The organism is Brevibacillus sp. FIR094 (assembly GCF_050477165.1).
GTDB lineage: Bacteria > Bacillota > Bacilli > Brevibacillales > Brevibacillaceae > Brevibacillus.
This window is the reverse complement of record NZ_JBEAES010000021.1, coordinates 48850-75092: the sequence shown is the minus strand read 5'-3', so window position 1 is coordinate 75092 and position 26243 is coordinate 48850. Positions and strand designations below refer to the sequence as shown.

At 47.9% G+C, this 26243-nt stretch carries 26 protein-coding genes; 5 read left to right on the top strand and 21 right to left on the bottom strand.

The window, feature by feature from the left end; genetic code table 11:
• Nucleotides 1–45: 45 nt before the first annotated feature.
• The 6 genes from ACQ5DJ_RS19235 to ACQ5DJ_RS19210 form a co-directional block, all read right to left on the bottom strand.
• Nucleotides 46–2517 (bottom strand): penicillin-binding transpeptidase domain-containing protein, encoded by a 2472-nt coding sequence (locus tag ACQ5DJ_RS19235; protein ID WP_429843871.1) that lies wholly within the window; start codon nucleotides 2515–2517, stop codon nucleotides 46–48.
• Nucleotides 2518–2655: 138 nt separating this feature from the next.
• Nucleotides 2656–3069 (bottom strand): cell division protein FtsL, encoded by a 414-nt coding sequence (gene ftsL2 / locus ACQ5DJ_RS19230; protein ID WP_429843870.1) that lies wholly within the window; start codon nucleotides 3067–3069, stop codon nucleotides 2656–2658.
• A gap of 33 nt (nucleotides 3070–3102) precedes the next feature.
• Nucleotides 3103–4047, bottom strand: coding sequence for a 16S rRNA (cytosine(1402)-N(4))-methyltransferase RsmH (rsmH, locus tag ACQ5DJ_RS19225; protein WP_429843869.1), 945 nt, complete (start codon nucleotides 4045–4047; stop codon nucleotides 3103–3105).
• A gap of 17 nt (nucleotides 4048–4064) precedes the next feature.
• The gene (gene mraZ / locus ACQ5DJ_RS19220; protein ID WP_007717680.1) at nucleotides 4065–4496 is read right to left on the bottom strand and encodes a division/cell wall cluster transcriptional repressor MraZ; all 432 of its coding nucleotides are present in this window, start codon (nucleotides 4494–4496) and stop codon (nucleotides 4065–4067) included.
• Nucleotides 4497–4647: 151 nt separating this feature from the next.
• Nucleotides 4648–5907: an adenosylhomocysteinase gene (locus ACQ5DJ_RS19215; RefSeq protein WP_414852106.1), complete on the bottom strand. Its 1260-nt coding sequence runs from the start codon at nucleotides 5905–5907 to the stop codon at nucleotides 4648–4650.
• A gap of 67 nt (nucleotides 5908–5974) precedes the next feature.
• Nucleotides 5975–6910, bottom strand: a complete 936-nt coding sequence (locus ACQ5DJ_RS19210; RefSeq protein ID WP_429843868.1) for a LysR family transcriptional regulator — start codon at nucleotides 6908–6910, stop codon at nucleotides 5975–5977.
• 110 nt (nucleotides 6911–7020) lie between these two features.
• Here ACQ5DJ_RS19210 and ACQ5DJ_RS19205 point away from each other — a divergent pair, with 110 nt between their 5' ends.
• The gene (locus ACQ5DJ_RS19205) at nucleotides 7021–8283 is read left to right on the top strand and encodes an APC family permease (RefSeq protein ID WP_429843867.1); all 1263 of its coding nucleotides are present in this window, start codon (nucleotides 7021–7023) and stop codon (nucleotides 8281–8283) included.
• Nucleotides 8284–8322: 39 nt separating this feature from the next.
• On the opposite strand, the gene ACQ5DJ_RS19200 is transcribed toward ACQ5DJ_RS19205, so the two are convergent.
• The 10 genes from ACQ5DJ_RS19200 to ACQ5DJ_RS19155 all read right to left on the bottom strand — a co-directional run bounded on the left by ACQ5DJ_RS19200 (nucleotide 8323) and on the right by ACQ5DJ_RS19155 (nucleotide 18348).
• Nucleotides 8323–9375 (bottom strand): S-layer homology domain-containing protein, encoded by a 1053-nt coding sequence (locus ACQ5DJ_RS19200; protein WP_429843866.1) that lies wholly within the window; start codon nucleotides 9373–9375, stop codon nucleotides 8323–8325.
• A gap of 161 nt (nucleotides 9376–9536) precedes the next feature.
• Nucleotides 9537–11159: a bacillithiol biosynthesis cysteine-adding enzyme BshC gene (gene bshC / locus ACQ5DJ_RS19195; protein ID WP_429843865.1), complete on the bottom strand. Its 1623-nt coding sequence runs from the start codon at nucleotides 11157–11159 to the stop codon at nucleotides 9537–9539.
• A 123-nt stretch (nucleotides 11160–11282) separates the two neighbouring features.
• A complete protein-coding gene (locus ACQ5DJ_RS19190) occupies nucleotides 11283–11840 on the bottom strand; it encodes a helix-turn-helix domain-containing protein (protein WP_429843864.1) in 558 nt (185 codons plus the stop codon).
• A gap of 52 nt (nucleotides 11841–11892) precedes the next feature.
• Nucleotides 11893–12291 (bottom strand): DUF3397 domain-containing protein, encoded by a 399-nt coding sequence (locus tag ACQ5DJ_RS19185; RefSeq protein WP_376897580.1) that lies wholly within the window; start codon nucleotides 12289–12291, stop codon nucleotides 11893–11895.
• Entirely contained in the window at nucleotides 12288–13253 is a 966-nt protein-coding gene (locus ACQ5DJ_RS19180; protein WP_429843863.1) for a ketopantoate reductase family protein, read from the bottom strand. Before ACQ5DJ_RS19180 ends, ACQ5DJ_RS19185 begins: the two co-directional genes overlap by 4 nt.
• Nucleotides 13254–13425: 172 nt before the next feature.
• Entirely contained in the window at nucleotides 13426–14964 is a 1539-nt protein-coding gene (locus ACQ5DJ_RS19175; protein WP_429843862.1) for an acyl-CoA carboxylase subunit beta, read from the bottom strand.
• A 17-nt stretch (nucleotides 14965–14981) separates the two neighbouring features.
• The gene (locus ACQ5DJ_RS19170; protein ID WP_429843861.1) at nucleotides 14982–15755 is read right to left on the bottom strand and encodes an enoyl-CoA hydratase-related protein; all 774 of its coding nucleotides are present in this window, start codon (nucleotides 15753–15755) and stop codon (nucleotides 14982–14984) included.
• A gap of 38 nt (nucleotides 15756–15793) precedes the next feature.
• Nucleotides 15794–16693, bottom strand: coding sequence for a hydroxymethylglutaryl-CoA lyase (locus ACQ5DJ_RS19165; RefSeq protein WP_429843860.1), 900 nt, complete (start codon nucleotides 16691–16693; stop codon nucleotides 15794–15796).
• Between the two features lie 51 nt (nucleotides 16694–16744).
• Nucleotides 16745–16957 carry a biotin/lipoyl-containing protein gene (locus ACQ5DJ_RS19160; RefSeq protein ID WP_015892116.1) on the bottom strand — a complete coding sequence of 71 codons (213 nt, stop codon included), beginning with the start codon at nucleotides 16955–16957 and terminating at the stop codon, nucleotides 16745–16747.
• Between the two features lie 35 nt (nucleotides 16958–16992).
• Nucleotides 16993–18348 (bottom strand): acetyl-CoA carboxylase biotin carboxylase subunit, encoded by a 1356-nt coding sequence (locus tag ACQ5DJ_RS19155; protein ID WP_429843859.1) that lies wholly within the window; start codon nucleotides 18346–18348, stop codon nucleotides 16993–16995.
• A gap of 276 nt (nucleotides 18349–18624) precedes the next feature.
• Here ACQ5DJ_RS19155 and ACQ5DJ_RS19150 point away from each other — a divergent pair, with 276 nt between their 5' ends.
• On the top strand, nucleotides 18625–19092 hold the full coding sequence (locus tag ACQ5DJ_RS19150; protein ID WP_007723302.1) for an N-acetyltransferase: 468 nt from the start codon (nucleotides 18625–18627) through the stop codon (nucleotides 19090–19092).
• Nucleotides 19093–19184: 92 nt separating this feature from the next.
• Here ACQ5DJ_RS19150 and ACQ5DJ_RS19145 read toward each other — a convergent pair whose 3' ends face one another.
• From ACQ5DJ_RS19145 to ACQ5DJ_RS19135, 3 genes are all read right to left on the bottom strand, one after another.
• Entirely contained in the window at nucleotides 19185–19826 is a 642-nt protein-coding gene (locus ACQ5DJ_RS19145) for an RsfA family transcriptional regulator (protein WP_429843858.1), read from the bottom strand.
• Nucleotides 19827–19960: 134 nt separating this feature from the next.
• A complete protein-coding gene (locus ACQ5DJ_RS19140) occupies nucleotides 19961–20728 on the bottom strand; it encodes an enoyl-CoA hydratase/isomerase family protein (protein ID WP_429843857.1) in 768 nt (255 codons plus the stop codon).
• A gap of 87 nt (nucleotides 20729–20815) precedes the next feature.
• Entirely contained in the window at nucleotides 20816–21193 is a 378-nt protein-coding gene (locus tag ACQ5DJ_RS19135; protein WP_007723299.1) for a Spx/MgsR family RNA polymerase-binding regulatory protein, read from the bottom strand.
• A gap of 280 nt (nucleotides 21194–21473) precedes the next feature.
• Here ACQ5DJ_RS19135 and ACQ5DJ_RS19130 point away from each other — a divergent pair, with 280 nt between their 5' ends.
• Complete coding sequence (locus ACQ5DJ_RS19130; RefSeq protein WP_429843856.1) at nucleotides 21474–22172, top strand: helix-turn-helix transcriptional regulator; 699 nt, start codon at nucleotides 21474–21476, stop codon at nucleotides 22170–22172.
• A gap of 137 nt (nucleotides 22173–22309) precedes the next feature.
• Entirely contained in the window at nucleotides 22310–22576 is a 267-nt protein-coding gene (locus ACQ5DJ_RS19125) for a DUF2626 domain-containing protein (protein WP_007723294.1), read from the top strand.
• Nucleotides 22577–22626: 50 nt separating this feature from the next.
• Here ACQ5DJ_RS19125 and ACQ5DJ_RS19120 read toward each other — a convergent pair whose 3' ends face one another.
• The gene (locus ACQ5DJ_RS19120) at nucleotides 22627–23724 is read right to left on the bottom strand and encodes a class I SAM-dependent methyltransferase (protein ID WP_429843855.1); all 1098 of its coding nucleotides are present in this window, start codon (nucleotides 23722–23724) and stop codon (nucleotides 22627–22629) included.
• Between the two features lie 93 nt (nucleotides 23725–23817).
• On the opposite strand from ACQ5DJ_RS19120, the gene ACQ5DJ_RS19115 reads away from it, so the two are divergent.
• Entirely contained in the window at nucleotides 23818–24891 is a 1074-nt protein-coding gene (locus ACQ5DJ_RS19115) for a hypothetical protein (RefSeq protein ID WP_429843854.1), read from the top strand.
• A 13-nt stretch (nucleotides 24892–24904) separates the two neighbouring features.
• Here the strand turns inward: ACQ5DJ_RS19115 and ACQ5DJ_RS19110 are convergent, their stop codons facing one another.
• Nucleotides 24905–26161 (bottom strand): CapA family protein, encoded by a 1257-nt coding sequence (locus ACQ5DJ_RS19110; protein ID WP_429843853.1) that lies wholly within the window; start codon nucleotides 26159–26161, stop codon nucleotides 24905–24907.
• Between the last annotated feature and the right edge of the window lie 82 nt (nucleotides 26162–26243).

The window sequence follows — 26243 nt, the reverse complement described above, 5'->3', positions numbered from 1 at the left end:
AGGTTGTCTCTTCTTAACCTTATTCGCAGGGGGGACTAGTTAGAACTATGGACTTGTCGGTGTTTGCGTTGTTTGGTCTCCTGGTTTGTTAGGAGGGGGTGCCTGTCCAGATGCTGGCGGCTGTGCTTCTCCACTTTGCCAAGTTTGCTGACCGGAAGATGGTGGAACCGGATTATTTCCACCTGTTGGATTTGTAGCAGGATTCGACCCCGGATTGTTTGGCGTCGTTGTAGCAGGCACTGTGCTGCCGTCCTGACCTGGAGGTGGTGTTGTCGGTACAGCTGGTTCCGACACGGATTGCAGCGTCACCTGAAGCAGCTCTGTCCCCTGAAGCACCGTTCCCGGAGGAATGCTTTGCTGGGTGACGAAGCCAGTTCCAGTCGATTTCATTGCGAGATTGATCAAAGAGCTGAACTCCATGACGTCACGCAATGATTTTCCTTTGAAGTCAGGCATCTTTGTTCCTTTGACCCTATCTGTTACAATGATGATCTGTTCACCTGGAACGACCTGATCATAGGCTTCCGGATACTGTTTGACGATTTTCGTACCTGTCCCGGCTACCGTGACTGTCAAATTATCCTGCTTCGCTCGCAATTGCGCAGCTGTCGTGGACATCCCTTCAAACTTAGGCAATGTCTTCGGTGTAGCAGGTGAGGATGCTAGTGCTGCCTGCGCTTCTTTCTTCGGCTTTGCCTTTTCATTCGATTTATTCTTTACTACCGACAGATCAGGCTGTTGCTGCATATATTGCAGGCTACGCTCCATAATGGACGTAAACATTGGAGCGAGCATCATTTGCCCCCACAATGCATACCATGCATCTGTTTGCGGATCATCAATAACGACATAAACCAACAGCTTTGGATTATCTTTTGGCGCAAAACCAATGAAGGAAGCTACGTAACGCCCATCCATAATTTTCCCTGTGTTGGGATCATATTTTTGTGCAGTTCCTGTCTTTCCTGCTACTTGGTACCCTTCGATCTGATAGAGTGTACCAGTCCCGGGCTTCTCTGAGACAACCTTACCCAAAATATCTCGTGTCTGTTTCGCAGTCGCTTCACTTACAACCCTCTCCACAGCCTCACGTTGCGTGCGATTGACGACTGCTCCCGTGTGAGGATCGCGCATCTCTTTTAAAATATGAGGTTTTAGAAGCTCTCCTCCATTCGCGATCGCTCCTACAGCCGCCACCTGCTGAATCGCCGTGACCGTCGCTGCTTGTCCAAAGGTAGTTGCAGCCCAGTCACGCGGAGATCTTGGTTTCTCCAGGTTGATCAGATTTCCTTTTTTCTCGTAGGGAAGCTCAATTCCGGTTACTTCACCCATCCCGAATTTTTTGAAGTATTTCTTCAAACCCTCCAGCTTCAACCGTTCATACCCCAACTTAGCGAACAATACGTTACTGGATCGCTGAACCCCTTCCAAAAAGGTAATGTTTCCCCAACCGGCACCATTGTTGTGGTCACGGATCGGAATCTGCCCTTTGATGGTATAAGCACCTGATTGATAGGTTTCATTCTGATTAAACATTTTTTCTTCAATCGCTGCCGCAAGAGTAATAATTTTAAATGTAGAGCCGGGCTCAAACATTGTGGTAACAGCATGGTTATTGTAATTCTCAATCCCGTTGTAGTAGGTATTCGGATTAAACTGTGAGCGGTTGCCCATAGCCAATACCTCACCCGATTGCGGATCGGCCACAATGACCGTCATGCCCTGCGGCTTGTACTGCTGTTCCACCTTATCAAGGGCTTGTTCTACATAATCCTGTATCTGGCGATCAATGGTGAGATATACATCCAAGCCGTCTTCTGCCGGAATGTACTCCCCTTCTCCGTCTGGCAGCTGGTAGCCAGCACGATCCCTTTGGTAGGCAATATGTCCCTTTTTGCCAGCCAATTGTTCGTTCAATTGTAGCTCAATTCCCATTTTCGGTTCATCGTATAAATCCAGATAACCGATCACATGGGAGGCGAAGGCATTATTCGGATAGACCCTGCGAGTCGTTTCAGTCAAATAGATGCCTGGCAGCTGGTTCTTTTTGACTTGCTCTCCACTTGGCAACTTGGGATATTGCAATGCCAGAATGCGGTTCCTCTGCTCTTCACTGATCTTTTGCCCGTAGCGTCCCAATTCCACTACTTTGCTCGATTTGGTCAAATTCTTTACCAATTCTGGAACAGGCGCATTCAAAATAGGAGCCAGCATGTTCGCTGTGTAGTAAGGGTCTTTCACCACATCTTCGTCTCTCGCATCAAGTGGCTTCAGCCTTGCATTTACCGTATATGCCTTACCCTCATACGCCAAAATCTCTCCATTTCGATCATAGATCGCTCCACGCTTCGGCTTCAAAACATGTTCCCTGTCCCACTGCTTTTGTGCAGTTTCCATGATTCTGGCAGCCTCTGCAGTTTGGATCCAATAAATCCGAAAGCTCAACGTCGAAAAGGTCAAGATCAAGCATAAGGCTACCACGAGAATCCGCCAATTTACTTTTCGCTTCCATTCCATCTCCATTCAACTCCGTCGCATCAAAGATCGCCCGCCTCCCAACAAAGGCAGATGGGGGAGACGAACGCAACCTAGCCGAGTCAGGAGCAGACTCGGGCCCAGCTAAGAAAAAATGTTACCGCACGTGAGCAGTAACATTTAAGGTTTTTTGGGTTGTGTTTGTGGCAGAGAACTCGCTTGTACTTCTGGTTTCCCAATCGTATGTACAGCTGCTGGATTGTATACCATCCCCTGCTTCTCTGCTTCTTTTTGCAGGCGATCCCGGTTGGTCATTTGCTCAATTTGCAATTTCAACGTTGCATTATTTTCTGCCGTCACACGGTTTTCATGTTTGGTGCTTTGGATTTCGTAATTCAACTGGGAAATTTGCGAGTAGCGGACACCCACTAGACCCAAGCCAACGACGGTTAACGAGATAAATAAGAGATACAGCAATTTTTCTCCGGTCGGAATCGTTGGCTTGATTCGAACCGTGCGCTTAGTTGTTTTCGTTACAGAGCGGGATTGTTGTTCCAACTCCATAGCTAGATTTCCTCGGTAGTAATAACTCATCGCTTCTCCCTCCCCTTTCTCGTCGATCCCGGTCTACAGCTTCTCCGCTACCCGTAGTTTAGCTGATCGTGCACGCTTGTTTGCTTCTAATTCTTCTTCTGATGGCAAAATCGGCTTCTTTGTAATGACTTTTACTACCGCTTTATTTCCGCATGTGCAAATCGGAAAGGCTGGTGGGCACGTGCACCCTTTTGAAAAGTCTTGATAAATTTGCTTGCAGATTCTGTCCTCTAATGAATGAAACGTGATGACACTTACGCGACCTTCTGGATTCAAAACCTCAATAGCATCGACGACGGCCTCTTTGAATGCATCCAGTTCATCATTGACTGCGATCCGAATTGCCTGAAAGGTACGCTTCGCCGGATGGGGTCCGGTACGGCGCGCAGCGGCAGGAATTCCTTCCTTAATCAACTCAACGAGTTCACCTGTTGTTTGGATCGGCTGCTTCTTCCGTTGTTGAACGATTTGCCGGGCAATTCTCCGGGAAAATTTCTCTTCCCCGTACAGCCAAATGATCTTGGCAATCTCTTCTTCATCCCACTCATTGATAATGTCATAGGCGGACAGTGGTGCTTGTTGGTCCATTCTCATATCCAAGGGCGCATCGGCATTGTAGCTGAAGCCGCGCTCTCCCTCGTCCAATTGCGGAGAGGATACCCCGAGGTCAAACAATATCCCGTCTACGCCAGCCAAGCCTAAATCTCTCACAATGTCTTTGATATGACGAAAGTTGCTCTTTACCAGCGTGACTCTATCCATATAGGAAGCGAGTCTTTCGCGGGCATTATCCAGTGCCCAGTCGTCCTGATCGATGGCGATAAGGCGACCGCCCTCCGTCAGCTTGGAAGCAATCAAGCTGCTATGCCCAGCTCCGCCAAGTGTACAGTCTACATAAATGCCTCCAGGACGAATGTTTAGCCCTGCGACAGCCTCATCCATCAAAACGGTTACGTGATGAAACGACAATGTCGTCACTCCTGTTCTTCTCGCTGCTACAAATTAAAATCAACCAGTTTTTCGGCAATTTCTCCAAAAGAGCCTTCTGACTGGGCAAAATAATCTTCCCAGCGTTCCTTGCTCCATACCTCTACACGGTTTGACACCCCAATGATCACACATTCTTTTTGCATGCCTGCATGCTCACGTAAATTGGGTGGTATGTTTACCCTTCCCTGCTTGTCCCACTCGCATTCGGTGGCACCTGAAAAGAAAAATCGTGTAAATGCCCGAGCATCTGCTTTTGTAAATGGGAGAGACTTGAGTCTTTCCTCTAGTTGTTTCCACTCATCTTGCGGATAAGCAAACAAACATTGGTCCAGCCCGCGGGTAATAACAAAGGAAGTGCCTAGCCCTTCACGGAATTTGGCTGGGATCGTCAGGCGGCCTTTTTCGTCGATGCTGTGCTGATATTCCCCCATGAACACGCCCTGGTCCCCCACTTTCCTGTCGGTTAGCTCCACTTTCCCCCACTTTTCCCCACCTAGTACCTATTTGTTATTATAAAAAAAAATCCTGCGTTTGTATGCAGGATTTTTTCGCTTATTTTTTTGCCGGGAAAAGACGGGATTCGAGTGACTATTCGACCCAGCTTTCCAGGTAGGATTTTTGCTCATTTGTCAATTTGTCGATTCCGATGTTCAGAGCTTCCAACTTGTACTGTGCCACCATTTGATCCAATTCGAATGGTACGTTCAGCACTTTTTTGCCAATGTTTTTGTACTGTTCATTGACATAAGCCAAGGATACCGCTTGCAGAGCAAAGGTCATATCCATGATTTCAGCCGGATGTCCGTCGCCAGCAGCCAGGTTCACGAGGCGGCCTTCCGCGAGCAGATACACTTTTCGACCATCAGTCAAGACAAATTCTTCAATATCTTTCCGCACAATACGGGAAGATGTCGACATTGCATTCAGATCGACCTTGTTTACTTCGACATCGAAGTGACCCGCGTTGGACAAGATTGCGCCATCTTTCATCACAGCAAAATGCTCTTTGCTGATGATATCGCGGTTACCTGTCACGGTTACGAAGTAGTCACCATGCTTCGCAGCTTCGAGCATTGGCATTACTTCAAATCCATCCATGTAAGCTTCTACTGCTTTGATTGGGTCGATTTCGGTTACGATTACTTTTGCGCCCAAACCTTTTGCACGCATCGCTACACCTTTACCGCACCAGCCATAGCCAGCTACAACTACAGTTTTACCCGCTACTACGAGGTTCGTTGTACGGTTGATACCATCCCATACGGATTGACCTGTACCATAGCGGTTGTCGAACAAGTATTTGCAGAATGCATCGTTTACGGCAACCATCGGGAATTCTAGCTTGCCTTCTTTTTCCAGCGCTTTCAGACGCAGAATACCTGTTGTGGTTTCTTCTGCACCACCACGAACTTGAGACAGCAGATCACGACGCTCGCTGTGCAAAATGGTGATCAGGTCGCCACCGTCGTCAATGATCAGGTCAGGACGAGTTTCCAGTGTTTTGATCAGGTGCTCTTTGTACTCAGCAGGATCTGGATTGTATTTCGCAAATACGCGAATGCCGTCTTCCACCAACGCTGCGCAAATGTCATCTTGCGTGGACAGCGGGTTGGAACCAGTAATGGTTACTTCAGCGCCACCAGCTTGAACTACTTTTGCCAGATAAGCCGTTTTCGCTTCCAAGTGCAAGGAGATCGCAACTTTTAGTCCTGCAAACGGCTGCTCTTTTTCAAAGCGCTCGCGAATGCGGTTCAGGACAGGCATGTGTTCTTTTACCCAATCAATCTTCAGATGGCCGTTGTGCGCCAACGCCATATCTTTTACGATGCTTTCAGATACTGTGTTCATGTACGGATGGACCTCCTTTTATCTCATAAAGCAACCTTATCTATCATATCATACGCAAGTTCAACCATCACCTGTTTTTCCTATTTTCGGCATTTTTCGGCTCTGCGGTTTCTATCGTAAGCAACTCCAAAAAGCGCAGCAAAGCCTGTGGCATCCACTTCTTTTTATGGTAGACCAGCTGTCGGAAAACACGGATATCCGGATGGGAAAAGTGGAGTATCACAAGTGTACCATTTTTCACTTCTTCTTGCACGGCAATTTTCGGAAGCAACGCAATGCCTAAATCATAAGCAACACACTGTTTAATCGCTTCTAGACTACCGAATTCAAAAGAAGACTCTACAGTGGCCCCTGTTTCACGCAACACTGATTCCATCATCCCTCGGTAACTGCATCCCTTTTCTGTAAAAATCCAGGTTTCCCCGGCAAAATCATGCGTTTCTACCTTCTCTTTTTTCACAAGCGGATGGGTAGGTGCAGCGACAACAACTAGTTTTTCCTCACCTAAAACGACATTTGTCAGCTCAGATTGATCGTGGAGCCAATCGAGCACAAAGGCGAAATCGAACTTCCCTTCCTTTACCCCTTGTCTCAAGTCTTGACAGATGCCCGGTACAAGCATGATCCGCATTCGTGGCTGCTCCAAGCGAAATTTTTGCAAATAGGGTGGTAAATAAAAGGCTGCCAGTGACTCCACTATTCCGATACTCAACGTTCCCGCCAGATGTGCTTGCTCTGATAGATTCGCTTTTGCTTCATCTAATACGGCTTGCAGCTGTTCGCTGTAGCCGAGAAGCACTTCACCTGCATGGGTAAGCCTGATTTTTTTGCCCCAACGCTCGAAAAGACTGACACCGAACTCCGATTCCAGATTTTGAATTTGGGTCGTCACACTCGACTGCGCATAGCCTAAAATTTCTGCTGCACGAGTAAAGCTCTGGCATTTTGCTACTTCACGGAATGTTTGTAAATAACGAGTATCCAGATTTCCCCCTCTTTTCATCGAAAAAATCGATTTGAATTATCTAATATTATAGATAACTCCGATGATTAAGTCTATGCTACACTTCAGTTACCAACGACTAGGTAAGTAAAAAAGTGAGGGATCTACCAATGGGGAAATTATCCATGCAAGCCCCCGGTCTAGCCAAAACACTGCGACTTCCGCAGATCGTCGCCTTATACATCGGGGCGGTGATCGGTTCCGGCGTACTGCTCATCCCCGGACTCGCAGCACAAAAGGCTGGTCCTGCTTCCATTTTAGCTTGGCTCGTCATGTCTATTCTCGTCCTGCCCATGGCCATTACGATGGGGCTGTTATCTGCTCGTTATCCGAGCTCAGGTGGAGTCTCTACATTTGTACGGACAGCGTACGGAGACCGATTCGGAAACATGGTTGGCTGGTTCTTTCTCTTGTCTGTCCCGATTGGCGCACCGATTCTGAGTGTTACAGGGGCCAACTACATTGCGATCCTGCTGAACTGGAGTGAGTCGCAAGTATATGCGGCGGCGGCTCTGCTTCTTCTCGCTGTCCTTATGATGAATGTTGTAGGCTTGCATGTAGCTGCACGTGTCCAAACGATTGTTGTCTCGCTGATTATTACGATTTTGATTTTGGCCGTTGTCGCAAGCATTCCGCATGCATCTGTCACGCACTTTACCCCTTTTATGCCAAACGGTTGGTTGAGTGTCGTGCAAGCAGCAGGTCTGATGTTCTGGTGCTTCATTGGATGGGAAGCCGTGACGCATCTCTCAGAGGAATTCGTCGATCCAGCGAAAAACGCGATTCGCGGTGTTTTGTGGAGTGCGGGAATCGTCGCTCTCTTGTATTTTGCCGTAGCTTTTATGACTGTGGCTACGCATAGCTACGGAGTCGGCATCTCCGCTGCCTCGCTCAGTGTCATGGTTCAACTCTCCCTGGGTCCGATTGGCGGATGGATCGTAGCCGTAACCGCCTTATTCATTTGTATCGCAACAGCCAACGCTTACATTGGTGCTGCTTCACGCATCGCCTATTCGTTGGCGCAAGAAAAGATCGCTCCTCGCTGGTTTGGCACCCTCCATGCCAAGTACCGGACACCAACCGGCGGACTTCTGTTTCTCTCTCTTTGTTTTGTCCTCGTTCTCGGTGTACTCTATTTCGACGTGATCGACTTGTCCAGACTCATCGAGTTACCCAATGCAACCTTTTTTGCGACTTATATCGGCGGGTGTCTCGCTGGGGTCCGACTCCTGCGCAATAGTCGCGTAGGTCGAATCGCTTCTTGGACTTCTCTCGTCTGTACAGTTGGACTCTATCCTTTTTTGGGATGGTCCGCTCTCTATCCGCTCGTGATTGCACTCGTCCTTTTTATCTGGCAAAAACGTCATGCCTAACACAAAAAAAAGGCTGGGGTCATATCCCAGCCTTTTTTCTTATTCATCTTTTCCAATCAGTCGAAACGTTTTGCCATCGCTCGAGGAAAGGTAAAACGTGCGATCGACGCTTCCACCCAAATCCCCTGCGTAATATTGAACCGTCATTCTGTATTTATTCATTCCGATTTTTGCAAAGTACATCAGCTCATTAAACTGTGGAAACCGGACATAATCATACACTTCATATTGCATAAACGAAAAATGCTCACGTAAAAACGATTCGCTGACAGGCAGATTGTTTTGCTTTACATACGCGACCAAGTCATCAAAGCGACGAATCTTTTGCTTATCCATCACGTCTCCCACAAATGACGAGACGGCTTGTGTCATTGCCTTTTTTTCGCTCTCTGCTACATTGCCAGGGTACAGCTCGTCGATTTTTGTTTCTAAACGATTTAACAGGACGACTGCCTGTGCTCTGTTGATTTTGTCATCAGGACGAAAGCTTCCATCTGGAAAGCCAGCCATAATCCCCATTTTGTAGGCAGGGTAAACCGTCATCACCTGTGTTTCATTTTCGACCGAAAGATCCGTGAAAAATTTCGCTGTCGTTCCCCGATATTTTTCCCCTTCTGATTGATGCCCAATTGCTGCCAGCAACGTTCTTGCCGCTTCCAACCGCGTCATGCTATCCGTCGGTTTTCCAGATGGCATGATACCGGCTGAAGCCAAATGGTGATAGGTTTTTTCCGACCATCGTCCCGCAGCTGCCTGCAAGTAGGTCTCTTTGATAAAGCTGTCAGGCTCGTGACCTGTAAAGGAAGGAATGACGCGTTCAATCAGGGATAAAAACTGTTCTTGCGTCACTGTTTGTTCTGGCTTAAAGGTCCCGTCGGGAAAGCCTTTAATCAATCCTTTTTTGGTAGCAATCCCTATTTCTTTTGCTGCCCAATGTCCATTTGTGTCGATAAATGCAGGTGAATTGGCCACGTATTCTTCCCGTGCGTCGGCCTTATTCAATCCTGCTGTTGCGATGCCCGTCAATAAAACCGACAAGCTTACAACTAGTAGAGTGGCTTTTTTCCCGATTTGTTGTAATGTAATCTGCATCCCGAGTACCACCTTTCCCCAAAAACAATCCATTACTACTAATACGCAGAATTTGTCGGAAAAGTTTCGTCATCATTTAAAGAAAAGTTTTCCAATAGATTAAACAACAAAAAAATAGCCGGGTCCACTTCTAGGACGATCCGACTATTTTGCACTGCAGTTTACAAGTAATAAAGTTGATGAGTACCATCATGCGCGAATGGCGCATCTACTAAACGGTCAACTAAGCCGAGGCCATACTTGTTTGCAAACGGGAAAAACGAATGCTTTCTTTCTTGCAGAGCACCTTCGGGCAACAAAGCCGTCTCAATTCGTTGGACGCGCACATGCTCCATGTCATCTTTTTGCTGTAGCGAACGAATCAGACGCTCTTCCAAAAAGGATACTTGCTCTAACAGCAGCTTACTATTTTTCTCAGCCAGACCACGCAAGCCGCCATCCAGAGAAATAACCTCCTCTACTAGCGGACGATAGATCGACATGATCGACTCTCTTGCCGATGCGAATTGCTGCTCCAACGGATGCGGCGCTTGATTTTTGGACCACTCGGTTTTCCAAGCGGTGAAATCAGTCAAGACTCGTTCAATAGAAAGCCCTAAGCTATCCAGCAGTCTCTGTTGAGCACCTTCCACAAGGGTAATAGACATACGAGGCAATACGATCGGCATCTGCATCCCGAATAGCTCGAATACCTCCCGATAAAACGCCCAATAAGCAATCTCGCCCGGACCTCCAATGAAGGCAAGCGTAGGAAACAGATGCTCCTGCATCAATCCACGAGTAACGACATTTGTGCTAAAACGCTCCGGGGAATCTGCAACCTGCTTGAGCAATTCATCACGACTGTAAGAGCGTCTCCGATTAATAAAGCGCTCCCCGTGACGTTCTAGCAGCAATCGATCATCGCCCTCATAGACGAACAAATTGGCTTGATGCTCTTCCACTTGCAATTGAAGCGGGTAGCCAGCCGTTGAAATCCGATCCGCCGCCCGTAGCATCACCTTCGTCAATTGCTCATTGTTCTCAATGATCTGTGAAAAAATGGGTTGCTGCAGTTCACGAACAAACGGCAACGAGGATTCAACCAGAACAAGACCATGCTTGCCAAACAGTTTTGCCATCAAACGGGCAAACCACTCTGCGACTGTACGCGAATCTGCCGCAGTCTGCGTCAGCAGCTCACGAATCTGTCTGGTTTCGGCAGTCTCTGTTTGTCCCTGGAAAAACTTTTCCAGGAACTGCGTACACAGTTCAGGGTCCAAGGGTAACGCACTTGCCGATTTGCGGCCTTTTTTGTTCAGAGGAAGTCGCTCTTTATGCAGGCGCTTCCCATCGTCCGCTCCCCAGTACACATGATCGATCTCATCGATGTCATGGTCTTCGCCAGCAATCCAAAACACCGGAATGACGTTCGCCTGAAGCTCGGCAGACAGCCTTTTCGCTGCCTGGATCAGATGAACAGCTTTGTTGACCGTATAGAGTGGTCCACCCAGAACCCCTGCTTGCTGACCGCCGATGACCACATATGTGTCTGGCTGTTTGAGCAACTCGATATTTTTCAGTGCTTCAGGGTGTGAACCCATCTCTTTATTAAAACGATATAAACCTTCCACGAGCTTGTTCCGGTGAGGATAGGATTGACTTTGAAGCCATTCCACGCGTTCTCGGTAGGACTGTTCACGGTAGGGATTATGCGCAAAAAACTGTAAAGCAGAGGCATTTTGCTGCTGGTACTCCTGTGCCAGCGGATTCGCCAATGGAAGCGCGAGACATTCAACATTCATGCTAGCTCACCTTTCTTAGGGCCATGGTCAACCAAAATTATACCATGCTCCACAGCCACAAAAAACAAGACAACCCACTTTAATGGGTTGTCAAAGTGTAATACAGGCTCGTTCGCGCTTGCATTAAAATTGTGGAGGGGTGACGGACCAGATTAACAAAGCTTCCGTTTCTCCTGTATTTTCGATTGAGTGTGTTTTGCTGCTGTCAAATGAAATACTGTCTCCTGCTTCCAATACATGCTCTTCATCGTTGAAGCGCGCTGTCACACTACCAGTAATGACCGTGAAGCACTCTTCTCCCTCTGACTGTACGAACTTGTCGACAGCCATTTCTCCAGGCATCAGCCGCACTTCCAGCATCCCCAGCTTGGCACTACCTCCCATCGAGAGCAGCGAATAAGTGCCCGCCGATTCAGGAAAGACCAGTTGTCTGCGTTTTTGCAAGCGAGTCACATGCACCTGCTTTTGATCAATATCTTCGAAAAAATGAATGATAGGTGACTCCAGAGCTTTGGTGATTTTCCACAGCGAATCAAGCGACGGCTGCGAAATTCCACGCTCTACTTGGCTCAGCAAACCTTTGCTTAACCCTGTCTTGCCTGCCATAATTTCCAAGGTAAAGCCGCGTTCTTTCCGAATCATTCGAATCTTATGACCGATGGTCTCGATGGGAAGTCGCATAGTTCCAACCTTCTTTCTTATCGGAATAAATACGATATGTATCAACAGTGCTTTACACGACACCCATCGTTTTGATAATTCCGGTCGTAAACAGCACTATGTAGACGATTCCAAACCAGAGAAACGACAAACGCCAAGCCGAAAATCCTACCTTTTTGAGGGAGAGCCGCCCCTTCCACTTCATCTGTACCCACCCAAGCAGCACGGTTACCACCAGGTAAAAGCAGAATACCCACCACCAAGCGGAGAAGGCCTCGGGCCAGATCAGTTCGTAAGCGGAAACAGCAGAACGAATCACCAAAAGATTCGTGATATTTATCGCGAAGCGGCCTGCCAATTTCTTGTTCCGCGTCGTCACATACAAGATGAAATAAACGAGCGGAAACCCGAGAAACGGCACAACCGTCAGCGTCCCCCACAAATAGGCCCAGACATTCGCCAAAAAGGTCATCTACTGTCGCCTCCCTCCTTCCGTATTCCCATGTCTGACTTAAGAAGGATAACGCGAAGCAAGGTTTCGTGCAGCGGAGTCGGAATCCCAGCCTTTTTTCCTACTTGGACAAGATAGCCGTTGATAGACTGCACTTCCGTCGGTCTGCGCTTCTTTATATCCTGCAACATGGAGGAAAGATTACGGGAAGTATTTCGGCAAATGGAGACAATTTCCTGCAAGTCTGCATCCTCGATTTTTTGTCCGGCATACCCAGCCACTGCAGCTGCTTCTACAAATAAGTCACGCATGAGCTGTTTTGTATGTGAATTTTCGAGGAGAGCACCATTTGGGATTTCAAAAAGCGCGGTTAACGGATTGATCAGCGCATTTGCGATGAGCTTGCGCCAAGCGAAAGGCTGTATTGCCTTTTCATAGACAGCCTCCATGCCTGTTGATAGCGCCCATTCAACAAATGTGCGAATCAGTGGATCATTGCAATCAGAAGTCTCCCAAGAACCTACGCGCAAAGTCCCTGTACCGGTATGCACGACTTCTGTAGGCGACAATCTCCTTGCTCCTTCCGTATTAATCGCAAAGAAGCACTGTGTCTCCGTTAAAACGGTTCGAAGCAATTCGTAATGACCCATGCCATTTTGCAAAGCGATCACTCTTGCCTCAAGGTTTATCCCTTGTAAGGCTGGAAGCACGCTGTGCAAATCTGGCTGCTTTACAGTTAACAGATACAGATTCCCTTCAGGCAATCCTTCTTCAATGGGGCGAGCGGCGACAGGAATAGTAACTGTTTCGCCATTAAGCTTTTGAAAGCTGAGCCCGCGTTCATTTAGCTGATTCGCCTGGAGTGAACTGCGTGTAACAATCGTAACAGGTTGTCCAACGAGTGCGAGCCTTGCTGCATACAGCAACCCGACAGACCCTCCACCTATGACTACCACCTGACACGTCCTTAGTTCTAGCAGCATTTGTTCACCCACATTAATCAATGCTTATTTTTCAAGAATAACAGAGTTTTCAGGATTGTTCAATTGATTGACACAAAAAAAGATCGAAATTATCGAAATATTCCTGGGTTGTCACACATTTTCTGTAAAAAAAATCAGGCCATCGCCTTTTGACGACAGCCTGAACCCTGATTTATACGGGATATACTGCATGCTTTCTGTCCGAAAAAACGTGACGCTTTTCCTTGTAAACCTCGTAGCGCTGGATTAATTCTCGTCTCAGTTCGCTTGGAGGCACAACAGCATCTACAATCAAGTTGGATGCCAGTAAGTACAGATCGATATCTTCTTGATACTCTCTGCGTTTTTCCTGAATAAACGCTTGACGCTCTGTCGGGTCCTCAATCGCCTGAATTTTGTTACTGTAGACGGCATTGACCGCTGCTTCTGGACCCATCACGGCGATTTGGGCACCAGGCAGTGCGAGGCAAGCATCTGGTTCAAATGCAGAGCTGGCCATTGCATACAAGCCAGCACCATACGCTTTGCGTACAATGACGGATATTTTCGGTACCGTGGCTTCTGCCATAGCAGAGATCATTTTGGCCCCGTGTCTGATAATTCCGGCCCGCTCTACTGCTGTCCCGATCATAAAGCCAGGAACATCCGCCAAGAACAGGAGAGGGATCGAAAACGCATCGCACAATGTGATGAATCGAGCCGCCTTGTCAGCCGAATCGACAAACAGGACTCCTCCCTTCACACGCGGCTGGTTGGCAATGATACCGACAGGCTTGCCATCCAGACGTGCCAATCCGGTAATCAGCTCTTGGGCAAATAATTTTTTGATTTCAAAGAACGAATCCTCGTCGACCAATGCTGTAATGACATCATGCATATTGAAAGCTGCATTTTGGTTCTCCGGCACGATGCTCGTGATTTCCTTCGCTGTAGACACAGGGGCTTTCGCCAGTACAGTCGGTGGCGTCAACGTATAGTTCGCCGGGAAGAATCGGAGATAGCTACGTGCCGCTTGAATCGCTTCTTCTTCATTGGCAGCCAGTACGTCGCCGCATCCGCTGACGGAGCAATGCATCCGTGCGCCGCCCAACTCTTCCAAGCTCACTTTTTCTCCAATCACCATTTCCGCCATACGCGGAGATCCCAAGTACATGCTCGCGTTTTTGTCGACCATGATGACAATGTCACAAAAAGCAGGGATATATGCGCCACCAGCAGCAGAAGGTCCAAACAAAATGCACACTTGTGGAATTTTGCCGGAAAGCTTCACTTGGTTATAAAAGATTCGCCCAGCACCCCGTCGGCCTGGGAACATCTCCAATTGGTCAGTAATACGCGCTCCTGCTGAATCGACGAGATAGAGAAGAGGAACACGCATTTTTTCAGCTGTCTCTTGGATGCGAATAATTTTTTCGACGGTCCGCGATCCCCAAGACCCGGCTTTCACTGTCGAATCATTAGCCATCACGCAGACAGTTTGACCATTTACTTTGCCGATTGCGGTCACAACTCCATCCGCCGGCAGATCACCTGCCATGATATTCGCGAACAGCCCATCTTCGACCATGAACTCGTCATCGAACAATAGCTTGAGGCGATCTCGGACGAACAGCTTGTCTTGCTCCTTGAGCTTGTCATGATACTTGGCATCGCCCCCTTGCACTACTTGGGCGATTTTTTCGTGCAATGTGTCTTCCAAATGTTTGGTCATCAGCGTAATCCCCCTTCTCACTCTCCGCGGTATATCGGTTTTCGTTTTTCTTGGAAGGCTGCGAGTCCTTCTAGGCGGTCTTTCGTCGGGACGAGCAGCTTGTACGCATTGCTCTCAATCTGAAGCCCACTAGCTAGCTCGACTTCCACTCCACAATCGATGGCAAACTTGGCTTGCGCTAGGGCAAGTGGCGCATTCACTGAAATTTGCTCGGCCAAAGCAATCGCTGTCGCCATGAGTTGATCAGCGGGAACAATCCGATTGATCAACCCAATGGACAGTGCCTCCTCCGGCAATACACGCCTTGCCGTAAAAATCAGTTCCTTGGCGACGCCTTTTCCAACCAGCCGGGGCAAACGCTGTGTTCCGCCAGCACCCGGGATGATCCCGAGCGATGTCTCCGTTAAACCCATCTGGGCATGCTCACTCATGATCCGCAGATCGCACGCCAACGCCAATTCTGTACCGCCCCCCAGCGCCAGCCCATTAATCGCCGCGATGACGGGTTTCGGTAGCTTTTCCAGCTCTGTGAAGGTATCTCGAATCGTTTGGATATAGACATCGACCTGTTGTGGTGACATGGATCGCCGCTCTCTTAAATCCGCACCAGAGCAAAACGCCTTGTCACCAGCACCTGTCACAATGACCGTTCGGATGTCACGATCATGGCTGATTTCACTGATCAAGCCGCGTAATCTCACGAGCATTTCAAGATTGAGGCAGTTAAAAACTTCTGGCCGTTGCAGCGTTAGTACGCCGATTGTGCCCTCTTTTTGCAGGGAAACCGTCATATTCTATCCCCTCTTTGCGAATGTGTAGAAAATACAGATCATCCAGCTGGTTTGCTTGCGAGCGATGCCCGCAGCACTTTTGAGGGGAGCTCTTTGTCCAACTGCTGCCCAATATACGCACCAGCCTCAATCAACTTCTCGAGATCGACGCCCGTTTCATAGTCCATTCCATGTAGCATGTAAACCAAATCTTCAGTCGAAATGTTGCCTGCAGCTCCTGGGGCATACGGGCATCCACCGAGGCCCCCAATTGAGCTGTCAAAGATCCGGATTCCTTCCTCTAGCGCTGCTGCTACATTCGCCAATCCAGTTCCTCTCGTATCGTGGAAATGGGCGGCTAAGCGCTCGTTCGTAACATCTTTCACAAGTCCTCCAAAAACCTCATGAACCTGCTTTGGTGTTGCAACCCCTATCGTATCCCCGAGAGAAATCTCGTACACTCCCATTTCCAAAAGAGCCTCTGTCACCCTGCGGCTATTGTCCAGCGGAACGTTTCCTTCGTACGGACAACCGAACACCGTTGAGATATATCCGCGAACTCTCATCCCGAGAGTCAGCGCTTCGTGGGCAACCTCTCTCAGGATCGGATACGTGTCTTCTATCCGTTTATTGATGTTTTTTTGATTATGTGTTTCAGAGGCAGACATGAACAGAGCAATCTCTGTCAGTCCGCATTGGCGCGCCCGCTCCAGACCGCGAATATTTGGAACCAATGCGCTAAGCGTTACCTCTTGGCTGCGACTGATTCCCTGCAAGACCTCATCTGCATCCGCCAATTGCGGTATCCATTTCGGATTCACAAACGAACTTGCTTCGATCCGCTTCAAGCCTGCTTCCATCAGCTTATGAATCAGCGTGATTTTTGCTGCCGCTGGAACGATCGCGCTCTCATTTTGCAGCCCGTCACGAGGACCGACCTCCACGATTTGCACACGCACTACAAGGCACCTCCTCGCCTAGCGGTCGCTCAGTTTAAAAGTATTCTAATCCTATTCCAAAACGACAATGATATCGCCATCATTGACAAAATCGCCTATGTTCGCTTTTACTTCCACAACCTTGCCTGAGGCTTGAGCCTGTACAGGAACTTCCATTTTCATCGATTCCAGTACAAGGACGTCTTGTCCTTCATTGATCTCGTCACCTGGCTGCACCAGGACATTAATAACAGTTCCCGCCATATTGGCTGCTACTTGTTTCATGGATGGTCCTCTCCCTTACAGATCATCTTTTTAACTTAGCGTTTTTCCTTGCTTGACGCCGCTCCACGCTCAGTAACGAACCATGTCGTATAGTTACCTGCTCGGAATTGTTCGTCCTGTAATACTTCTTGCAAAAACGGAATGTTTGTTTTAATGCCAGTAATCAGAAAATGATCCATAGCTTTTTGCGCCTGTTGCACAGCCTCTTCTCTTGTCGCCCCTGTTACTATGACCTTTGCGATCATCGGGTCGTAAAAAGGAGTCACCTGTGTACCTGTCTCAACCCCATCATCAATTCGTACATGTTCAAATGAAGGTGGCTGGTACAACGTGATCGTCCCTGGCGATGGCAGGAAGGTGACAGGGTCTTCCGCATAGACACGCAACTCAATCGCGTGGCGCAGTGCCTTGACGTCCTCTTGCTTGATCGACAACGGGTGACCATCGGCAATGTCTAGTTGGAGCGATACGAGGTCAATGCCCGTCATTTCTTCCGTCACGGGATGCTCCACTTGCAAGCGTGTATTCATTTCCAAAAAGTAAAAGTTTTTCTGTTCATCTACGATAAATTCAATGGTTCCAACACCCGAATAGCCCACTGCTTTCGCTGCTGTAACCGCTGCATCGCACAGATGCTCTCTCGTTGCTATGTCCAAAAAGGGTGAAGGGCTTTCTTCGAGTACCTTTTGATGTCTACGCTGTATGGAGCATTCCCGTTCTAATAAGTGGATGACATTTCCATGCTGATCGGCAACGACCTGCACTTCGATGTGATGGGGACGTTCCACGTACTTCTCCATGTACATCGCATCGTTACCAAAATACGCTTTTGCACGACCTTTCGCTGATTGGTAAGCTTGACGCAGCTCAACCTCGTCTCGACAAATGTGCATCCCGATTCCTCCGCCGCCAGCACTGGCCTTTAGCATCACGGGATATCCGATGGACATCGCGATGACAGCTGCTTCATCTGGTGAATCGATAGCCTGTTCACACCCTGGAACGACTGGTACTCCCGCAGCCTCCATAATATGACGAGCAGTCAGCTTGTCACCCATTTGACCGATGACCTCCGGGGTTGGACCAATGAAAAGAAGACCTTCCTCCAGAACGCGGCGGGCAAAAGCTTCGTTTTCTGACAAAAGACCGTAGCCCGGATGGATGGCATCGGCACCCGTGCTTTTTGCTGCTGCAAGAATGGCCTCTACGTTCAGGTAGCTGTGTGGCACAGGCGGTGGACCAATATGGACCGACTCATCTGCTTCACGAACAAACGGCAGATCCTTGTCTGCATCCGAATAGACAGCAACCGTAGCCACTCCTCTTGCCTTGCATGTACGGATAATTCGTCTGGCAATCTCACCACGGTTTGCGATTAATACCTTGCGCATGGCAACGCTCCCCTCTTTGACAAACCGACTACAACCGTAAGCGCTTCCAAATTGTTTGCCTGGTTTGTATCATGTGATGCTACTTTCTATTTTGCCACGAGAATGATCATAGTTCTAGGATGAAATTTTAAATTTTCCCAAGAAAGCGAAATCATTTCCTGACAATCCCTCCAATAAAAAAAGAAAAACACTTCGGAAAAGCCAATCATCGTGTATAATAAAGGGGCGGGGCCGAAAGGTGGCCAAGGCAAAGAGCTGTGAGAGGAGTGGCTAACCATGTTTGAAGTAAGACGTTTGCAAATCAACTATAAGACACTGGAGGAATTCCAGAAGTTTCGCGAATTTGGCCTGGAGGAGCTTTCTATGAAGGAAGACCTGGAGGCGAACATCGTGGAAAACGATTCGGAATCTCCATTTTACGGTATTTATGACAACGATCTTATGGTAGCACGTATGAGCCTCTACAAAATTGACGGGAAATACGATCGTTACTTCCAACCTGCGCAAGACTATTATGAGCTGTGGAAGCTCGAAGTCCTGCCTGACTACCGTCACAAAGATTACGGAACTGCTTTGGTCAACCACGCGAAGAGCTTTGGAGCTCCTATTAAAACCAACTCCCGCTGTCGCGCAGACGATTTTTGGTTGAAAATGGGCTTCACGCCTGTGAAATACAACCTCATGCGTGATCGTGGTGAAAACCCGTACGTATGGTTGCCAGAGAGCGTAGAGCTGCAAGACTAGCTCTCCCTTTCCCAACACGAATGACAAATGAATGCGTAAACAAAAAGAAGCGGATCAATGACCGCTTCTTTTTTCATTCCTGATTTCTACGCTTATTTTTCTACGCGCTCCAAATTTCCGTTTTCGTCCATTTTGAAGATCGCTTTGTTGGAATCCTCTTCCTGTAAAAAAGCAAGCTTGCGTGCACGTTCCATGATCTGTACCAACGCACGGTAGTCATCATTGACCCCCTGAACCTGATCTAGCTCTTTTCTAGCGCGTTCGTGGGCATCTTTCAATTCTTTTAACTCCAACTCTTTTCCTTCCAACTCTTGTTCCAATTGTCGCAAACGACGAGTCATTTCTTTTTGATTGACGAGCATTCGAATGACTGATTCAATCTGCTGCTCCTCTACATCTGCGTACTTTTGTACCTCTGCTACTGGTGTTTCAGATCGTTTTGTGTGCAACGCAACGACCTCGATCTCAGCCACCACAGGAGGCGGTGCTTGGATCCTCCCGAGCTTTTTCAGCTGCTGTCTTTGGCTTTTCGCAATCGAAATAGCCGCATCGTACCGTTTGCGCACGCAACTGTTCCAGCGGAAGCCGCACGCAGCTGCTGTCCTTCCTAACCTTTGACCCACTTCTTCAAATGCAGCAAGCTGTGTGCCGCCTTCGCGTATGTGGCGCAAGGTGACTTCCGCCAACACTAGATCGTCATCTTCGGTCCATGCGTCTTGTCTGGAAGCTACCATATGAGTCCCTCCCGTTACCTTTAAAAAGGATGATGTAATTCATCCTATGCTTTTCCCTACTCTTGTAGAATCGCTTTCTACTAGAAAAAGTATGTCCAAGCAAATAAATGTTTAAACGAAAAGGACTACATCGATCAGGACGTTGGGCGCTTTGTCAGGAAGCTTTCCACTACGGCGACGTGTTCAGGGCTCCCCCAAAGATGCGCACATTGACTCACTTCGCGCCGGATTCGTTCTTCTTGCGGAATGCCCATACGCTTCCACTGCAAAATCTTCATGTACGCCTCAATGCCAGCTAGCGGCTGGGCAGCGATTTTTCGAGCGAAACGATATACTTCCTCATGCAGCTTCTCTTCTGTGTATACCTCGTCAACAAAACCGTAGGACTTGGCTTCCTCTGCACGCAATCTGTCGCCAGTCAACAGGAGAGCGAGTGCTTTTGACTCTGGCAGCAAGTCCAACAGCCGACTTCCTCCACCCCAGCCTGTCGTAATATGCATGCTGATTTGTACAAACCCGAAGGTCGCCCGGTCACTGGCAAAACGAAAATGACACGCGCCCGCAAACTCACAGCCACCACCGACCGCTGCACCGTTAATCATGGCAATCACCGGTTTGGAATTCTGATCAATGGTGGACAAAAGCCCTGTCACTTTACTGAGCAATGGATGCGCCTGTTCAAAGCCGCGCGCTGCAATAAACTGATTCAAATCGCCTCCGGAAACAAAGCTCCTGCCTGTCCCCGTCACAATCAGAACCTTTACCTCAGGATCGGCTTGGCAGTCTCGCAAGACCTGATGCAGTTCATCAACCAGCTCCACGCTAATGGCATTATGTACATGCGGTCGATTTAATGTGATCGTGGCGATACCGTCCTGTTTTTGCAAAAGCAAGGTCTCCATCAAAACACCCACCTTTTTATCAGCTTGTGGCTTTATTTTACCCTTCGATGGACAAACAAAAAAGAGGAGGTCTTTCCCCCCTCTTCATTAGGACAGCAGATTTTTCATGGCGGAAGAATTGAATCCGACGATCAGGTTTTCACCGTCAGTCAGGATGGGACGCTTCAAAAGCTGAGGCTCTTCACTAAGCATTTCGAGCAGTTCCTTCACCGACATATCATTAACATCGACATCCAGGTTTTTAAAACGCTGACTTCTCGTCGACAAGATTTCATCCAAGCCATTTGAAGTCATTTTAATAATATCAAGCAGTTCTTCTGCTGTCGGTGGATTTTTGAACAAGTGACGCTCTTCGTAATTCACTCCGTTTTCTGCCAGCCATGCCTTCGCTTTGCGACAGGATGTGCAGCTAGGATAAGTGAAAAACGTTAATTTTTGTGTTTGTGTACGTTCAGCAACGGCCATTGGTTACCCCTCCATCTCATCTATCACAAATGATTTCATCTATAAAAAGCTTGCCATTTGCAGTTCTTGATGTTATGTTCAAGCTCTTACAAAAAGTTAGCCAATAAAATTTCCTTCCTTACTTTGGATTTTAATGCTTGATTAACACTATGTCAATAGTAGTTAATCTAAAAACTAGACGAAAATTTATGCGATATGCTGTTGTAGCACACTGCTACCTTAACAAGTAACACAAAATGGGATACACTTATGAAGATTGTTTTGAGAAAGGGGTATCGGCATGGACCACGATGCGCAAAAGTTAACCAGTGCTTTAGCTGACCCCACCCGTTTTTCCATTTACCAATTTGTCGCCTACAGTAAAGATTCCATCACGGTTCAGGATATAGCTGATCACTTCTCTATCCATCCTAATGTGGCACGCTTGCATTTGACGAAGTTAGAGGACGTGAATTTACTCACAGCTGTTACAGACAAAAGTGGTAAGGGAGGACGTCCCAGTCGGTTGTACTCACTGTCTGAACAGGTTGTGAGTCTGCAATTCCCACCTCGTGACTATCAGCTGTTGGCAGATATTGCGATTGAAAGTCTGCTCTCGCTCGGCGAAGCTGGCGAAGCCGCTCTAATTAAAATGGGACATCGCATTGGAACAGAGATGGCAAAACGGGCGGTTGTCCGAAGCGGAATGAATTTAGAAATAGCCTCTATGGAAGAAAAATTGGATCTGATCCATCGGATTGTCGTGGCTCAGGGATTGAAACCAGACATCGAAGCAATGGATGAAGGAAAGCTGCGGTTTCGCGTAAATAATTGCACCTTCTCTGACAGCGCAAAAAAATATCCGAATGCCGTATGCCAAATGCACAACGCTCTGTTGATGGGAATATTCGAAACGTACTTGGGGAACATTGAATTACGTGAGGATGATTCCAAAATTCGCGGATGCCAATCCTGCAACTATACGGTGATTCAGTATTAGCACCGCAAGTCCAGTCTCTCCTCCCCGGGTGACAACAATCCGTCATACCTTTATCGTTTACACGTGTTCACCTGTCCTATATAATGAGGGAGGAATCTTGTAAATCTTACCGGTCGAGGCAAAAAGGGGGGACAAAAATGGATCGTATGTATCGCGTTCTTGGTTTCTGGACCATCGTGATCGCGTTGATGGCGTTTTGGGCAGAATTGTACCCGATGGCGCTCATCTTCTTCAGTTTGACTGCTTTCTTCGTAGCGTTGAGCTACATGAATCTGACTGAACGAGTATACCTAAACATTTTCTTCGGCTTCATGTTCCTATCTTTTGTTGGATTCACGTATTACACGTTCTTCGTGATGCCTGTAGGACCACAAGAACACGCATTGCTACAATTGATCATGTAAGAAAAAAGATGCTCGCCATGAGCATCTTTTTTTGTTCTATTCTTCTTTTTTTACTCCCCGATGTCTTTCCCTTGGACCATGACCCAAAAACGCCCACCCAATCCAGCAGGATCAATCAACTGCTGGATCGCTCGATTCCGTTTCATCGCAACGCTCGTGAAAGGGTCTGTATCCATATGCGCGACTGCTTTATGAAGCAAGCCATTCCGCATCAAAAACCGATCCTGTCTCATATAGTCTATTTCCCGTAAACCAACGTTTTCTCCATACTTCTTCCACGCAGAAAAATTCACATGTGTCGTCAAGTCTTGTTCACCTATGTTGATATACGGATTCGTATGCGCCTGATGACGATGGTAGCACATCAGTGTTCCATTTTTTCGACTGGGGTGGTAAAGCTCTTCTTGCAGATCACCGTAATCAATCGTGATGACGAACCCTTTTTTCAATAGGCTGGAAACTTCTTGTCCAGCTTGCTCCATCGCCATATTTATCTCGATCCGCATGCCGATTGGCAGCTTCAAGTCCAGCTCGCGCAAGTATTCTCCTAGCGCTGGAGTCATCTCCCCCAAATACTCTTCCAACCCGTCCTCGCCAACACGGACCCATACTTCCTGCCAGCCGGCTCTGGTTTTCTCCACAATATGTACTGGAAATGCGTCCAGCCATTCATTCGAGAAAATAACCCCTTCTATTTTTTCATGCTTGGCAGCTTCATTCACGGAAGAATACCAGCGCTTTGGACCCTCGTGCCACTGAAGCGCCTCCTGCTGCATTTTCCGGTGATAGGGACTCGCCTCTATCAAAATGACCGTCAGCTCTTTGTATACCTCTGGCTTGTTCTCACGGATGCGCTCCAGCATGTGACGGCAAACAGCCCCGGTTCCACCACCGATCTCAACGAGCACAGGCGAAGTGATATCCGCCTTCTCCCATAATGCCAAGACAGCATCTGCGATTGTTTCCGCAAAGACCGGATGCACCGATGCACTCGTATAAAAATCTCCCGCTTTGCCTACTTTGGGTTGTTCGACCATATAATATCCATACGTGTCATGATAGAGGGCCAACTCCATAAAGCGCGCGAACGTAATCGCTTTCCCTGGTTGGCTTGCTATTTCCTCGCGAATCAGTTCGATCATCGTCATAAGCTCTTCTCCTGCTATCCAAATTCAACTAGATAAGGCTATAATACGAAAAGAAGCATACAATATGGAAAGGCAAAAGCAAAAGGTGAAATCATGCGCAAATTTCTTCTCGTCTTATTCCTACTTGTATGTCCACTGACGGTGTTCGCCCAGGAAGAACCCCCTACTCCTCTGGAGCAGCTCATCCTGCAGCAGCATTTTACACAAAAAGAGCTGGAGCGAACCCTCACCTTACTCAAGGAAGAAGAGACGCGGACATACGGGGAAATCGCTCAAATGGATCTTGATTTGCAACGACAAAAGCTGGTGATGGAAGCGACGCAACGCCGGGCCGGTGAGGTAGCGCGGGCCTATTACATGGGCGAGCGTACTAATCTTCTGACGTTACTATTAAATGCGGAAAATTTCAATCAGTTCTTATTGATGTACGACTTCTACGAGATCTTGTACGAGCGTGACATGTCTCGACTAGAGTCCTATCATACTGAGCGCACCAAGCTCACCGCGATGCAAACTGATAAAAAGAAGCGATTGGACCAACTTCAAACACTGCGAAAAAAATACGAGCTTCAATTAGCAGAAATGCTCGCTGTTGCTGCTGAAAAAGAAAAAAACGTACAAAAACTGGATAACCCGACGGTTGTGGAATCCATGATGAATCACTTGATTTTAGACTGGGAAAAACGTGGTTTGCCCGCTTTCCAGACCTTCTTCGGAATGCTCGCGCAGGTTATGGTTCAAGTTCCCGAGTTGGCGACGCCGGATCGAATTCAGTCGGAAGGTCTCCTCAAGCATACGTTAACCATCAACCAGACTGACTTCAACAATTTTCTGATAGAGAAAGACGCCTTGTTTAAACAATCCCATTTCTCTTTTGAGGATAACAAGCTGACCGTGGAAGGCACATATGATCAGATGGAGCTAAAGCTCGTTGGTAACTATGAGCTCGTCTCTCCTACCCAACTCAAATTCCACATTACCGAGCTGTACTTTGACGGCTTCGCCTTGCCTCAATCGACCGTGGAGGAAATGGAGGAAGCGTACGATCTCGGATTTTATCCAGAGCTGATCTCCCCCAATATCCAAGTGCAAGGCATCACGCTGATGGACGAAGAATTAAAACTCCAGCTACAATTCAATCTTCCATTTGGATTCGGAAAGAAGTAAAGCCAGCTATTTGTTAGCTGGCTTTTTTCTTGGAAACAACCTTATTGACATGAGCCGGCATTTCCTTCTGCAATTGTGTCATGTACTGGATCGCTTCTTTCGTCAGCGTAGGGTATTTCTGCCCCTGCTTCAGCTTCTCCAATGTTTCTGAAACTGGGTAAATGACATAGTTGCGCTTGTTATTTTTCCGATAAAAATGAACGTAGGTCGGAATCATTTCAGCACTTTCGATGCTGGCCTCTCCTGACTCATTCTTGTACAGCACAAGCTTCAGGATTGCTCCAACATCCTTGTAGTCCCAACGCTGCGCAGAGATGAAATTACCCAACGAATAGGCGATCAGTCCTTTGTGTTGACGTCCATCTTCGAGGGTAACCGTCTTCCATTCGTAAGGTTGTACCACATGTGGATGCGCCCCCAAAATCAAATCCGCTCCAAATGTTAGAGCTTGCTCGGCGGTCTTGATTTGTTCAGGACTAGGCATGCGTTGATACTCATTTCCGAAATGAAGCGCCACTGCAACCAGATCGGCTCCTTTTTCTCTTGCCCGTGCAATGTCTTTTTTCATCAGCGCAGGCGAAATCAGATTGACCAGATACGGCTTGCCTTCTGGAATCGCGATTCCATTCGTTCCGTACGTATACGACAGCAAGGCTAGTGTGAATCCGTCCTTGGTCAACAACAAGGGCTCATCTCGATCCTCGGGACTTGCAAACGTTCCCGTGTGTGGAAGACCGGCTTCATCGAGATATTTGATGGTTTGCAGAACCCCTTGTTCTTTGCGGTCCATCGAATGGTTATTCGCTGTCGATACCGCAGTAAAGCCAATTTCCTTCAACAAATGTGCAAGCGACTCAGGAGAATTAAACATCGGATAGCCTGAGTATTTGGCCTTGCTACCACTCATCGTTGTCTCAAGATTACCGATGACCCAGTCTGCCTCACGGAACATCGGGATGACATTCGGGAAGAATCGTTGAAAATCATAGCTTTTCGTCGCTGGGTCCCAGACGGCATCCAACTGCTCCTGATGCATCATGATATCCCCAACGGCAAGAAGGGAGATACGCTGTTCCGGAAATCTTGATGGCAAAGTCGGAGGTTGTGTCTCCTGATGATTGGGCGCTGTCTGCGGTGGTGTCGCGGGATCAGGCGCTTTCACGTTGGGAGCTTGGTTCGTCTTATCTGCTTGGGCGATGGGTGCTGCACACCCAACCAGACTCGTGCAGGCGATAACGAGAATGAGTGCCCATTTCCATGTTCGATTCATAATGAATAGCTCCTTTAGTAAATGGTGACCCCCTTCCTTTTCTCCACCATCTGACAAAATCCTCTCCCAACCTTTATAAAGA

Bases quoted from the DNA above. Each gene is read 5' to 3' on its own strand.
- ACQ5DJ_RS19235 (WP_429843871.1), bottom strand. From the start codon at position 2,517: ATGGAATGGAAGCGAAAAGTAAATTGGCGGATTCTCGTGGTAGCCTTA.
- ftsL2 (WP_429843870.1), bottom strand. From the start codon at position 3,069: ATGAGTTATTACTACCGAGGAAATCTAGCTATGGAGTTGGAACAACAA.
- ACQ5DJ_RS19215 (WP_414852106.1), bottom strand. From the start codon at position 5,907: ATGAACACAGTATCTGAAAGCATCGTAAAAGATATGGCGTTGGCGCAC.
- ACQ5DJ_RS19210 (WP_429843868.1), bottom strand. From the start codon at position 6,910: ATGAAAAGAGGGGGAAATCTGGATACTCGTTATTTACAAACATTCCGT.
- ACQ5DJ_RS19205 (WP_429843867.1), top strand. From the start codon at position 7,021: ATGGGGAAATTATCCATGCAAGCCCCCGGTCTAGCCAAAACACTGCGA.
- ACQ5DJ_RS19200 (WP_429843866.1), bottom strand. From the start codon at position 9,375: ATGCAGATTACATTACAACAAATCGGGAAAAAAGCCACTCTACTAGTT.
- bshC (WP_429843865.1), bottom strand. From the start codon at position 11,159: ATGAATGTTGAATGTCTCGCGCTTCCATTGGCGAATCCGCTGGCACAG.
- ACQ5DJ_RS19190 (WP_429843864.1), bottom strand. From the start codon at position 11,840: ATGCGACTTCCCATCGAGACCATCGGTCATAAGATTCGAATGATTCGG.
- ACQ5DJ_RS19185 (WP_376897580.1), bottom strand. From the start codon at position 12,291: ATGACCTTTTTGGCGAATGTCTGGGCCTATTTGTGGGGGACGCTGACG.
- ACQ5DJ_RS19180 (WP_429843863.1), bottom strand. From the start codon at position 13,253: ATGCTGCTAGAACTAAGGACGTGTCAGGTGGTAGTCATAGGTGGAGGG.
- ACQ5DJ_RS19175 (WP_429843862.1), bottom strand. From the start codon at position 14,964: ATGACCAAACATTTGGAAGACACATTGCACGAAAAAATCGCCCAAGTA.
- ACQ5DJ_RS19170 (WP_429843861.1), bottom strand. From the start codon at position 15,755: ATGACGGTTTCCCTGCAAAAAGAGGGCACAATCGGCGTACTAACGCTG.
- ACQ5DJ_RS19160 (WP_015892116.1), bottom strand. From the start codon at position 16,957: ATGAAACAAGTAGCAGCCAATATGGCGGGAACTGTTATTAATGTCCTG.
- ACQ5DJ_RS19155 (WP_429843859.1), bottom strand. From the start codon at position 18,348: ATGCGCAAGGTATTAATCGCAAACCGTGGTGAGATTGCCAGACGAATT.
- ACQ5DJ_RS19150 (WP_007723302.1), top strand. From the start codon at position 18,625: ATGTTTGAAGTAAGACGTTTGCAAATCAACTATAAGACACTGGAGGAA.
- ACQ5DJ_RS19145 (WP_429843858.1), bottom strand. From the start codon at position 19,826: ATGGTAGCTTCCAGACAAGACGCATGGACCGAAGATGACGATCTAGTG.
- ACQ5DJ_RS19140 (WP_429843857.1), bottom strand. From the start codon at position 20,728: ATGGAGACCTTGCTTTTGCAAAAACAGGACGGTATCGCCACGATCACA.
- ACQ5DJ_RS19135 (WP_007723299.1), bottom strand. From the start codon at position 21,193: ATGGCCGTTGCTGAACGTACACAAACACAAAAATTAACGTTTTTCACT.
- ACQ5DJ_RS19130 (WP_429843856.1), top strand. From the start codon at position 21,474: ATGGACCACGATGCGCAAAAGTTAACCAGTGCTTTAGCTGACCCCACC.
- ACQ5DJ_RS19125 (WP_007723294.1), top strand. From the start codon at position 22,310: ATGGATCGTATGTATCGCGTTCTTGGTTTCTGGACCATCGTGATCGCG.
- ACQ5DJ_RS19120 (WP_429843855.1), bottom strand. From the start codon at position 23,724: ATGACGATGATCGAACTGATTCGCGAGGAAATAGCAAGCCAACCAGGG.
- ACQ5DJ_RS19115 (WP_429843854.1), top strand. From the start codon at position 23,818: ATGCGCAAATTTCTTCTCGTCTTATTCCTACTTGTATGTCCACTGACG.
- ACQ5DJ_RS19110 (WP_429843853.1), bottom strand. From the start codon at position 26,161: ATGAATCGAACATGGAAATGGGCACTCATTCTCGTTATCGCCTGCACG.